Origin of the sequence: Alysiella crassa DSM 2578, assembly GCF_000745955.1 — a bacterium.
GTDB lineage: Bacteria > Pseudomonadota > Gammaproteobacteria > Burkholderiales > Neisseriaceae > Simonsiella > Simonsiella crassa.
The window spans coordinates 1-13044 of record NZ_JQKH01000071.1; the positions used below are offsets into that span (position 1 = coordinate 1).

Sequence of the window (13044 nt, forward strand, 5' to 3'; positions counted from 1 at the left end):
ATCCCCCACTACTCGGTACGTTCCAATGCATTACTCACCCGTTCGCCACTCGCCACCAGGTGCAAGCACCCGTGCTGCCGTTCGACTTGCATGTGTAAAGCATGCCGCCAGCGTTCAATCTGAGCCAGGATCAAACTCTTATGTTCAATCTCTAACTTCTACAACTTCTGGTCTGCTTCAAAGAAATTAACAAGAAATAATCTTGTAACTCTCAAAACAGTGTGAGACCATCAGGCACTCACACTTATCGGTAATCTTAATTCTTAAAGAACAAACTAATCTCAAAATCTCTTGCTTGCCGTAGCAGCGAGAACTGAACTATACGCACTTAATGAAATTCGGTCAAGCACTCTCAACACAAAAAATTACAAAAATTTTCAAAATAACACAAATCACATTGTTTCAAAACAAAATTTAAATTAAATAAATCATGTTCAAATAATATTTTCAGGCTGCCTGAAAACATGTTTAACGTGTTTTCAGGCAGCCTGAAAAAGATTATTCCCACTCAATCGTGGCAGGCGGTTTGCCGCTCACATCGTACACCACGCGGTTAATCCCTTTGATTTCATTGATAATGCGATTGGAAACCTTGCCCAGCAAACTGTATGGCAATTCCGCCCAATGTGCCGTCATAAAATCGCTGGTTACCACCGCACGGAGCGCGACCACATAATCATAAGTGCGCCCATCGCCCATCACGCCCACCGATTTCACAGGCAAAAACACCGCAAAGGCTTGGCTGGTCAAATCGTACCACGATTCGCCTTTCTCATTGAAAGTATTGCGCAATTCTTGAATGAAAATGTCATCGGCACGGCGGAGCAAATCGGCGTATTCGCGTTTCACTTCGCCCAAAATCCGCACGCCCAAACCCGGACCGGGGAAGGGGTGGCGGTACACCATTTCGCGCGGCAAACCCAATGCCACGCCCAATTCGCGCACTTCGTCTTTGAACAAATCGCGTAAGGGTTCAAGCAGTTGCAATTTCATGTTTTCAGGCAGCCCGCCTACGTTGTGGTGCGATTTAATCGCGTGGGCTTTGCTGTTTTTCGCGCCAGCCGATTCAATCACATCGGGATAAATCGTGCCTTGTGCCAACCATTTGGCATTGGTCAATTTTTTCTCTTCTGTGTCAAAGACTTCAATAAATTCTGCACCGATGATTTTGCGTTTGCGTTCGGGGTCGGTAATGCCAGCCAGTTTGCTCATAAACTGTTCGCTCGCGTCCACATGAATCACTTTCACGCCCAAGTTTTTGGCGAACATGGTCATCACGTTTTCCGCTTCATTTAACCTTAATAATCCGTGGTCTACGAATACGCAAGTGAGCTGGTCGCCAATCGCGCGATGAATCAAGGCTGCCGCCACGCTGGAATCCACACCGCCCGACAAACCCAAAATCACTTCGTCCGAACCGACTTGGGCGCGGATTTTGGCAACGGCTTCGTCTATGTAATTGGGCATCGTCCAACTTGGGTTTGCGCCACAAATTTCCAAAACAAAGCGGTTAATCAAGGCTTTACCCTGCTTGGTGTGGGTAACTTCGGGGTGGAATTGAATGCCGTAGAATTGTTTTTCAGCGTGTTCCATCATGGCAATGGGACAAGACGGCGTGTCGCCAATCACGACAAAACCATCGGGCAATTTCACGACTTTGTCGCCATGACTCATCCACACATCTAAATGATTGGGCTGATTGTCAAAAATGCCGCGTGTGAGTTCACAATCAATGGTTTTGACTTGCGCGTAACCAAATTCGCGCTGATTGCCCGCTTCCACCGCGCCGCCCAAATGGTGCGCCATAAATTGCATGCCGTAGCAAATCCCCAAAACGGGTACTCCCAATTCAAACAAGGCGGTATCGGCATGGTAATTCGCGTCATCGTAAACCGATTGTGGGCTGCCTGAAAGAATAATCCCTTTTGGATTGAATGCCTTAATTTCATCAATCGGCATGTCGTAGGGGTGCAATTCGCAATAAACGTGGGCTTCGCGGACGCGGCGTGCAATGAGTTGGGTAACTTGCGAGCCGAAGTCCAGAATCAGGATTTTGTCTTGTTGCATAATGGTTTATCCAAAAAGTGAAAAAAATCAAATTGGCGCGGATTGTAGCATAATAATTAAGGGGCTTTCAGGCTGCCTGAAATGCACGTCTTATTTTTATGATTTGAATCAATCGGACAGCCTGAAAATCCTAGAATAAAAATACCAAAACAATCAATCCACAAGCCCCATTTATCAAATATGTAAATGCAATTTTACGCACCAATATGGCAAATTTCACAGATTTTGCTAGACTTTTGCGGCTAAATTCGCCAAAATTGCTGCTATCGTGCAAAATCAATGGCACAAACAATTTTTGGTTTTCAGACTGCCTGAAACCGCTTATTTTTGCAATTTTGAAACAATTTTTAAATTCACAGGATTAAATAAAATGGATTTACGCAAACTGAAAAAACTGATTGATTTGGTTGAAGAATCAGGCATTGCCGAAATTGAAGTAACCGAAGGCGAAGAGAAAGTCCGCATCACACGTTCGGTAGCCGCGCCTGCGGTGCAAACCGTGTATGCGCCTGCGCCCGTTCAGGCTGCCGCGCCTGCACCACAAGCTGCTGCACCCGTTCAAGCGGCTGCGGCTGCACCAGCCGCCCCTGCTGCGCGTGATTTGTCGTCTGCACAAAAATCGCCCATGGTTGGCACATTCTACCGCGCCCCCAGCCCCACCGCCGCCGCTTTTGTGGAAGTGGGTCAGACCGTAAAAGAAGGGCAGACTTTGTGCATTATTGAAGCCATGAAGTTGATGAACGAGATTGAAGCGGAAAAATCGGGTGTCATCAAAGAAATTTTGGTGGAAAACGGTACACCTGTGGAATTTGGCGAACCTTTGTTTATCATTGAATAATAAGGTTTTCAGGCTGCCTGAAAAAAGTAGGGTGCGCCGTGCGCACCGATTTAACCACAAATATGTGAAAATTTTGGTGCGCATGGCGCACCCTACATTTTGATTGAAGGTAGCCTGAAAAATATACAATTCTTTTAATTAAATAATAGTGGTTTTAACCCCACTTCACGCATTTCCACAAAAGGAAATCAATATGTTAAAAAAAGTGTTAATTGCCAATCGTGGCGAAATCGCATTGCGTGTGTTACGCGCTTGCCGTGAAATGGGCATTGCCACTGTGGCGGTGCATTCCGAAGCCGACCGCGACAGCCTGCACGTTAAATTAGCCGATGAATCCGTGTGCATTGGACCCGCGCCCAGCCCACAAAGTTATCTGCACATTCCGTCCATCATCGCGGCTGCCGAAGTTACTGGCGCGGATGGCATTCACCCTGGTTATGGCTTTTTAGCGGAAAACGCCAATTTTGCCGAACAGGTTGAAAATTCAGGCTTTATTTTCATCGGCCCCAAAGCGGATACGATTCGTTTGATGGGCGACAAGGTGTCTGCCAAACACGCGATGATTGCGGCTGGCGTGCCTTGCGTGCCTGGTTCGGACGGTGCGCTGCCTGATAATCCCGATGAAATCTTGAAAATTGCCGATAAAGTCGGTTTTCCTGTGATTATCAAAGCGTCGGGTGGCGGTGGCGGTCGCGGTATGCGCGTGGTTGAGAAAAAAGAAGATTTGCTCAAATCGGTGGAAATGACCAAAGCGGAAGCACAAGCTGCCTTTGGCAACCCCATGGTTTACATGGAACGCTTTTTGCAAAAACCGCGCCACATTGAAATTCAGGTGCTGGCAGACGAACACGGCAATGCGATTTATTTGGGCGAACGCGATTGCTCCATGCAACGCCGCCACCAAAAAATCATTGAGGAAGCCCCTGCCCCATTCATCACGCCCGAAGAGCGCGAAAAAATCGGTACGGCTTGTACGGAAGCGTGTAAACGCATTGGCTATCGCGGTGCGGGTACGTTTGAATTTTTGTATGAAGATGGCGAGTTTTTCTTTATTGAAATGAACACGCGCGTGCAAGTGGAACACCCCGTTACCGAGCTGATTACGGGCGTGGACATTGTGCAAGAACAATTACGCGTGGCGGCTGGTTTGCCTTTGCAATACACGCAAGGCGATATTGTGTTGGAAGGTCATGCTTTTGAATGCCGCATCAATGCGGAAGACCCCTACAATTTCATTCCCAGCCCTGGTTTGATTGAATCTTGCCATTTACCAGGGGGATTGGGTGTGCGCGTGGACAGCCACATTTATCAAGGCTACAAAATTCCGCCGAATTACGACAGTTTGATTGGCAAAGTGTGCGTACATGGCAAAACGCGCCGTCAAGCGATTGCCAAAATGTTGGTGGCGATGAATGAGTTGGCGATTACGGGTATTAAAACCAATGCACCATTACATCGTGATTTGTTTTGCGACCCGCAATTTGTGGAAGGCGGCGTGAGCATTCATTATCTGGAACATTGGTTGGAAGAGCGCAAAGCAAAATTGGCAAAATAAGATTGTCAATATAGTCGCAGAACTGAAAAAGCAGTACGGCGTTGCCAACGCCCTTATGTACTTTCGTACACAGCGGGCGTTGTTGCCTTGTACTGCATTTTCATTTCTACGACTATAATATTCAGGCAGCCTGAAATGTGGGAAAACTGCATTTCAGGCTGCCTTGATTTTTGATTTTGCCTATCCAAAAAAGAAAACATCAGGCAGCCTGAAAACAAAAAAATGCGCATACTCCGTTAGGAATATGCGCCAAGTCTACAAAGGAGAAATAGAGGAGAAATATCCAACCACTTGTATGGCTGAACGAGACGAATTATGTACTTTTATTACAAATTTGTCAAGCTTTTTTCCTGTGATTTATCCACGTCTCACTTTTGTGGTGATTAACTTATTGATTGCCATCACTAATTGCTCATCGGTAAATGGCTTTTGAATAAAGCCACGCGCTCCACTCTGTAATGCACGCAATCCCGTTTTGCGGTCAGACATCGCCGACACCACCAAAATACTCACCCGTGAATCTATCTCCATAATTTTTTTAATGGCTTCCAAACCGCCCATTTTGGGCATATTCAAATCCATCGTAATCACATTGGGGCGATAGCGTTTGAATAATTCAAACGCTTCTTCGCCATCGGCAGCTTCCGCCACCACTTCCACCGAGTGATAGCGCATGCTGCGTTGAATGCGATTTCTGATAATTTGCGAATCATCAACAATCATCAATCTCTGCATAATCTTATTTTCCTAGGGTTGCTGTGGCGGAAAAGTAATATTAAAGCGCGTATATTGTTGATATGCCGTGTTAATATTGAGTTTACCACCCATTTTTTGCACAGTCTGGCGCACCACACCCATGCCTACGCCCCTACCTGCGTCTTCGGTCGCCGTTGTCGCTGTGGAGAAACCATCACTCAACATCAAGCCAAGTAATTGTTTTTTACTCAATTGCCCTACTTCTTCAACGGTGTAACGCCCTTCGGCAACCGCTTTACCGCGAATGGCTTCAAAATCAATACCATTGCCATCGTCTTCCGCCAGCAAATTCAAATTGCCATCAGCCGTTGCCGTTAAAGTAAATTTCAGGCTGCCTGTTTCTGATTTATTGCGTTGGCGGCGAATCGCTGGATATTCAATACCATGTACCACGCTATTACGCAATAATTGTTTCACGATTTGGCGCAAACCATCGCGCTGATGGTCGTCCATCGCATAATCATGGAAACCATGCACCACCAAACTCACTTTTTTGTCATTGCGTTCGGCGATGTCTTGCGCGAAATGTTGCAATTGTTGCGCTTCCACTTGGCTTTCATCGGATTGCTCGTGTTTGTTTGGCTGGTCAATGCGGCGGCTGTAATCGTCCAAAATATCCAGCAAACGATACAAATCTTCAATCAAAATAATCAAACTGAAGAAATCTTGTCCCGTCAAATTGTTTTGACGGCGTAACATTACCAAAGAATCTTCAATCGTGCTGCAAATATCTACCATACGTGCCAAATTCATAGACGAAGCTTCACCTTTAAGTGAATGCACATTGCGCCCAATAAAATTGGCTTTGGCTTTTAACTCTTGGTGTCCCGTTTCAGGCGATTGCAAAATCTCGTTGATTTCGTCCAAACGCTCTTGGCTGCTGTGAATAAAATTGTTCAATACGCGTGAATCCACATGCAAAATCGTATTCAACATTTCCAATTCACGTTCTTCTTGCTCTTCTTGCGCCTGAATACTCAATTGCAACAAGACATTTTCGGTGCTGTCAATCACGCTCACCAAAATGCGTTTCACTTTATCGTCTTCAATCACGCGGAAAAATTTGAAATCCAAATATTTGGGCTGATTGGTTTTTTCCGAAATAATCGCAATGCGGTGTAAGGGGTTCAAATCTTCAATCAACTCTTCCACTACCCAAGGGTTATAGAGTTGCTCAATGAACATTTGCGTGTTTTCCAATTCGCTTTCAGGCAGCATTTTGCGCACCACGTCAAGGAAATTCTTGCCGCCAATATCGCTTTGTTCCAACATGGCTTCCAAAGGTGCGGAATGCTGTTTGCCAATCGTGAAATCTTTTTCCAATAAAAACAAGCCTTCACGAATGGCAGACATGATTTCACTTAATTCAGAATTTTCGTCTGCCAATTCAGAATCTTCGTTCATCAAACGGCGCATTGCACCAAACACAATCACGCCAAACAACAATACCGCAAAGGCAATCCCTGCCCATTGAATCGTTTGCCACGCATTGGCGCGTTGCTGAATTTCCGTATATAAAGCAAACACATGCCCATTACCATTATCCAAAAAGATTTGGTTAAACTGGCGAGAATGCGCCACCAAGCCATGCAAATTTTTAACATCTACCTTACCCGCTTGATAATCCAGCATAAATTGCCCAATCAAACGGTGGTAATTTGCCCAATCTTGGCGTATTTTTTTCACATATTGGCGTGAAGTATCATCGGTATCGGTTTTGGGAATTTCTACCGTCATGCCTTCAGGTGTTTGCGTTAGCCCACCCTCTTCAAAAGCACGCAAAGTGTATTCAAATTTAGTTGCATATTGTTGAATTTCATCAATATTTTTATTAATATCTTTTGGCAAATCAGATATGGAGATAACAGCATTATTGGCATAAAGCTGCGGGAAAGCTTCACGTACGGCTAAATCTGTACCAATAATGTTTCTGGAAATTTGCTGCACCAACAAATTTTGGCGTGTAGCCATTTCCACCACGCGAGAATGTTGCACCATTTGATTGGTCGTCCATACATTCATCGCCAACATGGCAATGGTCAAGACCAAAAAGATGGCAATCAAAATAATTAAATTGCGATATTTTTTCAGGCTGCCTGGTGGGGGAGATAAGTATTGTTGATATAACTTTGAAAAATCTGGCTTTTCCATTTTGTGATTCTCGGCAAATATTTTGGCGTTTATATAGGGTATTATTCTTGTATTGTAATTATAGTATAAGCTGCTCCAATAGCCAAGTTTTGTTAAGGAAAAACATTGATTGCACGGAAAATGTTAATTTTAATTTACATTTTAGGACATTGTGGAGACATTTCAGGCAGCCTGAACACGCAAAAACCCAAGAAAATCAATTCTTGGGTTTTCAATGTTTATACCATGTAATTAGGCAAATTAGGCTTGATTACGCAAATATTGCACCAACAGGGGAATGGGGCGACCTGTCGCGCCTTTTGCTGCGCCCGATTTCCACGCCGTGCCAGCAATGTCCAAATGCGCCCATGTGAAATTTTCAGCAAAATGTGCCAAAAAAGTCCCCGCCGTAATCGTGCCAGCAGGACGACCGCCAATGTTTTGCATATCAGCAAAATTGGACTTCAACTGCTCTTTGTATTCAGCAAATAAGGGCAATTGCCATGCTTTATCATTACAATCGCGCGAAGCCTGCAATAATTCATCAGCCAATTCCTGATTATTCGCCATCAAACCGCTCGCCACATGACCCAGCGCAATAATGCACGCGCCCGTTAAAGTTGCCACATCAATCACCGCTTTGGGTTTGAAATTTTGTTCCACATAAGTCAGCGCATCGCACAACACCAAACGCCCTTCCGCGTCCGTGTTCAAATTTTCAATGGTGGTACCGTTCATCGCTTTTACCACATCACCTGGTTTGGACGCACCCGCGTCTGGCATATTCTCGCAAGTCGCTACCACCACCGCCAAATTGACGGGCAATTTGGCTTTCACGGCGGCGATAAATGTGCCAATCACGGTCGCCGCGCCACACATATCGTATTTCATTTCGTCCATACCTTCGCCTGGTTTCAATGAAATGCCGCCGCTATCAAAAGTCAAGCCTTTACCAACCAAAACAATGGGGTCAGCCGATTTATCCGCCGCGCCAAAATAGCGCATTTCCAATAATTTCGGTTCTTGCACGCTGCCTTTTGCCACGCCCCAAAACGATGGCATGTTTTCACGAATATAATCCACACCCAAAATTTTCGTTTCCGCGCCAAGTGCTTGCGCTTCTTTGGCGGCGGTTTCGGCTAAATAAGTCGGCGTGCAAATATTGGAACCCGTGTTCGCCAAATCCTTGCACAAATTCACGCCCGCCAACAATGCTTGTGCAATATTTAAGGCAGCCTGAATTTCATTTTCGTGTTTATCATGCACAAATTCCAAAGTGTGCAATTTGGCAGGATTGCTTTCTTTTTTATAATAATCAAAACGATAAACCGCCTCACCTACCGCCGCCACCAGATTTTCCACCACGCGTGGGCTGTCCACATGACAAAACGGTTGAATATTGGCAGACACGCTTTCTTGTTTTGCCAACCATGCGGCGGCTTCTTTCGCGCCTTTTTGCAGCGTTTCGGTTTTCAAATCGGCAAAACGCAGCACGGCGATGTTTTTCAGGCTGCCTGAAACAATCACATTTGCGCTGGCAAAGCTGTCTTTTTCGCCCAATGTGTCAAACACGATTTGCGCGTTTTCATCAGCCAACTGATTTTTTTCTGTGCAAACAAATAATTGTGCTGCTTGGCTGGCAGCAGAAGCATGGGTAAATTTCATGTTTTTTCCTAAATTAAAAGGGCGCGACCATTTTCAGGCTGCCGTACAGTACACGAGAATTCGCCAAATGTAGGGTGCGTACCACGCACCAAATCATTCAAATAATTTAGTATTTCGGTGCGTAATACGCACCCTACATTTGTTTGTCGTACACTTTCAGGCTGCCTGCAAACGCCACGCGTTGCAAAACTTTATTGTGCCACATATTCATAACGCAAACATTCATTTTTGCGTGAACTGTGAATATAAATTGTGAAAATAATGACTTGTGGATTTACTGATAATTCCGCCTGATAATTATCAGGGTCGCACCAATAGGACTGTTTTGGCAAAAATTCGCCATTTTGATATTCAAATTCAAAGATTTGTTCGTAAACATCATTGCGAAAACGCTCAAAATAAACACGGCAGCCTGAAAATCGCCAACGCTTTTTATCGTAGCAAACACGCCCGTTTTCCAACACAATTTCTTCATCAAAATCAATATAATCATCGTGTATGCGCACGCTGACTGTGCCTGTGCCGTTCATATTCCAATTCATTTGTGAACCTGTTTGGCTGCGCGATTGGAACGTAAGCGCGTTTACGGCAGTAAATTGGGAGAATAATTTTTCTAATATCATGATAATTCAACATAAAAAGGGCGGATAATTTTATCCGCCCCAATCATTTTAAGGCTGCCTGAAATCAGGTCAAACCACTAAATCATTAAATTTTTTGAAAAAAACGATACGCTGGCATCACCAACAAACACGCCAAACACGCTTTAATCACATCGCCAATAATAAACGGTGTCAAACCATACGCCAACACTTTATCCGCAGGTACAAACAAGGAAAGTTGAGCCAAACCAAAAGCATACATTACCGCAGTCGCCACCACCGCCGCCGCTACGCTTTGCCAAACGGATTTCAAGCAGCCTTTATCGCTCGCCCAACCCAAAATCGCCGCCATCGCCACAAAACCAAACAAATAACCACCCGATGAACCCATCAGCACCGCCACGCCCGCTTTACCACCTGCAAATACAGGTAAACCCATTGCGCCTTCCGCTAAATAAGTCAGCAATGCCGCCGTAGCCGCCTTGCGACCGAGCGCAAAACCCATCAGCAATACGCCCAGCGATTGCCCTGTAATCATCACAAACGGCGTGGGAATCGCCACTTGTGCCAGCAGCGCGATTAAATTTGCGCCGATTAATGTTTGTAAAATAAAAGTGGTGGTTTTGTTTTCCGCCAGCCATTTTTTGCTTGCTGCTAATTGTGCGTACATAATGTAGGACACCTTTCGTTGTTTTAGAGTAAAAATTGGAAAGGTAAGATTATGGGGGGAATAATGGAATTGGTCAAATTTTCAGGCTGCCTAATTTTCAGACAGCCTTACAGTACACGACAAAAATCACAGTAGGGTGCGCCGTGCGCACCAAATACACCGCAATATTTCAATGATTCCAGCCATTTGGTGCGCACGGCACACCCTACAGGATTCGTGATTGAAAAATTGTTGTGTCCTGAAAGGCAGCCTGAACAATCAATATTCAATCAACACCGCGCCCCACGCAAAACCACCACCAATGCCTTCCAACAACAAAGTTTGTCCACGCTGCACGCGACCATCGCGCACACCAGCGTCCAATGCCAATGGAATAGACGCGGCAGACGTATTGGCGTGTTCATCAACGGTCAAAATCACCTTGTCCATGCTCAAACCCAAATGTTTGGCGGTGGCTTCAATAATGCGGCGATTGGCTTGGTGGGGAATCAGCCAATCTACTTGCTCTTTGGTGTAATTGGATTCTTGCAATACTTCATCGGCAACGGCGGACAATTGTTTTACAGCAAATTTAAACACACCCTGCCCGTCCATTTTCACAAACGGCGAACCCATAATGTTGCCATCGCTCATTTGCGCTGGGCAATTCAATAAATTCAAATAATTACCATCGGCATGCAAACGGCTGTGGATAATGCCACGCTCTTCACTCGCGCCCAAAACCACCGCCCCAGCCCCATCGCCAAACAACACGCAAGTGGCGCGGTCTTCCCAATCCAAAATGCGGCTAAACACGTCTGCGCCAATCACAAGGGCTTTTTTTGCCATGCCACTTTTAATATATGCATCTGCTGTTACCAAAGCATACATAAAACCCGCGCACACCGCCTGCACGTCAAACGCAGGGCAGCCTGCAATGCCCAATTTTTGCTGCACAATGGTGGCGGTGGCAGGAAATTGCATATCGGGCGTGGTGGTCGCCAACACAATCAAATCAATCTCATCAGGCGAAACCTGTGCGGCTGCCAAAGCACGGCGTGCGGCTTCGGTGGCTAAATCGCTGGTTTTTTCGTGTTCGGCGACAATGTGGCGGGCTTTAATGCCTGTGCGTGTGGTAATCCATTCATCTGAAGTATCCACGCGTTGCGCTAAATCAGTATTGCTCACGCGATTGGCGGGCAAATAACTGCCTGTACCGAGAATTTTGGCATGGGTCATCATGTTTTCCTTAATTAGAAATAATTTCAATGAGATGGTCGCAAATGTTCAGGCAGCCTGAAAATATACGATAAAAATCACAGTAGGGTGCGCCGTGCGCACCAGATTCATCATAATATTTAAATTATTCAAGCCATTTGGGTTGTTCGTCAAAATTGTCATGAACCATCAGGCAGCCTGAAAGCTCATTCATCTCTCCCCCCGAATTGTAGTAGATTTAATTGTGATAGAATATGACTTTAAAATAAATTTTCATAAAGGAACACGATTATGCGTTTACTCCACACCATGTTACGCGTTGGCGATTTGGATAACTCATTGAATTTTTACACAGAAGTTTTGGGCATGAAACTGTTGCGCCGCAAAGATTATCCCGAAGGCAAATTCACCCTCGCTTTCGTGGGCTATGGCGAAGAAAGCGACACCACCGTTTTGGAATTAACCCACAACTGGGATACGCCATCTTACGATTTGGGCGCGGGCTACGGACACATTGCCATTGAAGTAGATGACGCGTATGCCGCTTGCGATGCGGTACGCGCCAAAGGCGGCAAAGTGGTGCGCGAAGCAGGCCCAATGAAACACGGCACCACCGTCATTGCCTTTGTGGAAGACCCCGATGGTTACAAAATTGAGTTTATCCAAAAGAAATCGGGCGATGACACTTATTAATTCATAAATTATTCACATTTCAGGCTGCCTTATTTTCAGGCAGCCTGAAATTTTTATCATCAATTATTTGGACAATTCATGCGCTACGCCTTTTTTGATTTTGACGGCACACTCACGCAAACCGATACCGTGTTGCCCTTTTTAAAATATTGTTGCCCGAACCGTTTTATTTTTTATGCGAAACTGATTCCGCTCACCCCTACCCTACTGGGCTATCTGCGCGGGCGTGTGGACAATGCCACCGCCAAAGAATCCGTGATTGCCGCCCATTTGCACGGCTGGACAATAGACGATGTGAACGCGAAAGCCTCCGAATTCGCCGCCCACGAATTACCCCAATTATTACGCCCCGAAGGCATGGCACGATTGGCGGAATGTCGGCAAAACGGCGATGTGTGCGTGTTGGTCAGCGCGTCGCCCGATTGGTATTTGCACGCGTGGGCGGCGCAACAGGGTTTCGCGGCGGTGTTGGGCACGAAAATGGCGGTGGTTTCAGGCTGCCTGAACGGAAAAATTGACGGCGAAAATTGCCACGATGAAGCCAAAGTTCGCCGTATTAACGCGGAATTGGGCGAACAGGTTTGGGAGAACAGTGTGGCATACAGCGATGCGACAGTGGATTTGCCGATGTTGCGCCGTGCCACGCAGGGATTTTTGTTGAATAAGCAAACGGGGAAATTTGAATTAATTGACAAAAAATAATCTTCAGGCAGCCTGAAAACGCTTTTCAGGCTGCCTGAATTTTAGAACCTGTGTTCGTAAGATTGATGGCTTGATTTTATGGATAATTCTTGCGAATACAAGGCGGCTTTTCATGCCAATATTGAACATATTGGCGTGGAAAGCCAACGCAGTAGGCGCATGAAGTAGC

Annotated in this window: 11 protein-coding genes and 1 rRNA gene; 4 read left to right on the forward strand and 8 right to left on the reverse strand. The window is 45.6% G+C overall.

Annotated features, from left to right (window positions below):
- Positions 1–146: ribosomal RNA gene (locus Q338_RS09740) — 16S ribosomal RNA — on the reverse strand; the annotation flags it as partial.
- Positions 147–498: 352 nt separating this feature from the next.
- Entirely contained in the window at positions 499–2067 is a 1569-nt protein-coding gene (gene guaA / locus Q338_RS09745) for a glutamine-hydrolyzing GMP synthase (protein ID WP_034294791.1), read from the reverse strand.
- Positions 2068–2437: 370 nt separating this feature from the next.
- Between guaA and accB the strand changes: the two genes are divergently transcribed.
- Positions 2438–2905 carry an acetyl-CoA carboxylase biotin carboxyl carrier protein gene (accB, locus tag Q338_RS09750; protein ID WP_034294813.1) on the forward strand — a complete coding sequence of 156 codons (468 nt, stop codon included), beginning with the start codon at positions 2438–2440 and terminating at the stop codon, positions 2903–2905.
- Positions 2906–3098: 193 nt separating this feature from the next.
- A complete protein-coding gene (gene accC, locus Q338_RS09755) occupies positions 3099–4460 on the forward strand; it encodes an acetyl-CoA carboxylase biotin carboxylase subunit (RefSeq protein ID WP_034294793.1) in 1362 nt (453 codons plus the stop codon).
- Positions 4461–4817: 357 nt separating this feature from the next.
- Here accC and Q338_RS09760 read toward each other — a convergent pair whose 3' ends face one another.
- The 6 genes from Q338_RS09760 to Q338_RS09785 all read right to left on the reverse strand — a co-directional run bounded on the left by Q338_RS09760 (position 4818) and on the right by Q338_RS09785 (position 11501).
- The gene (locus Q338_RS09760) at positions 4818–5195 is read right to left on the reverse strand and encodes a response regulator (RefSeq protein ID WP_245946718.1); all 378 of its coding nucleotides are present in this window, start codon (positions 5193–5195) and stop codon (positions 4818–4820) included.
- Between the two features lie 12 nt (positions 5196–5207).
- Entirely contained in the window at positions 5208–7367 is a 2160-nt protein-coding gene (locus Q338_RS09765) for an ATP-binding protein (RefSeq protein ID WP_034294796.1), read from the reverse strand.
- Between the two features lie 240 nt (positions 7368–7607).
- Entirely contained in the window at positions 7608–9011 is a 1404-nt protein-coding gene (locus Q338_RS09770) for a leucyl aminopeptidase (protein ID WP_034294798.1), read from the reverse strand.
- Positions 9012–9202: 191 nt separating this feature from the next.
- The gene (locus Q338_RS09775; protein ID WP_051968591.1) at positions 9203–9634 is read right to left on the reverse strand and encodes a hypothetical protein; all 432 of its coding nucleotides are present in this window, start codon (positions 9632–9634) and stop codon (positions 9203–9205) included.
- Between the two features lie 85 nt (positions 9635–9719).
- On the reverse strand, positions 9720–10283 hold the full coding sequence (locus Q338_RS09780; RefSeq protein WP_034294801.1) for a biotin transporter BioY: 564 nt from the start codon (positions 10281–10283) through the stop codon (positions 9720–9722).
- Positions 10284–10541: 258 nt separating this feature from the next.
- Positions 10542–11501, reverse strand: a complete 960-nt coding sequence (locus Q338_RS09785; RefSeq protein ID WP_034294804.1) for a beta-ketoacyl-ACP synthase III — start codon at positions 11499–11501, stop codon at positions 10542–10544.
- Positions 11502–11771: 270 nt separating this feature from the next.
- Here Q338_RS09785 and gloA point away from each other — a divergent pair, with 270 nt between their 5' ends.
- On the forward strand, positions 11772–12173 hold the full coding sequence (gene gloA, locus Q338_RS09790) for a lactoylglutathione lyase (RefSeq protein ID WP_034294807.1): 402 nt from the start codon (positions 11772–11774) through the stop codon (positions 12171–12173).
- A 78-nt stretch (positions 12174–12251) separates the two neighbouring features.
- The gene (locus Q338_RS09795) at positions 12252–12875 is read left to right on the forward strand and encodes an HAD family hydrolase (RefSeq protein WP_034294810.1); all 624 of its coding nucleotides are present in this window, start codon (positions 12252–12254) and stop codon (positions 12873–12875) included.
- Positions 12876–13044: the final 169 nt, after the last annotated feature.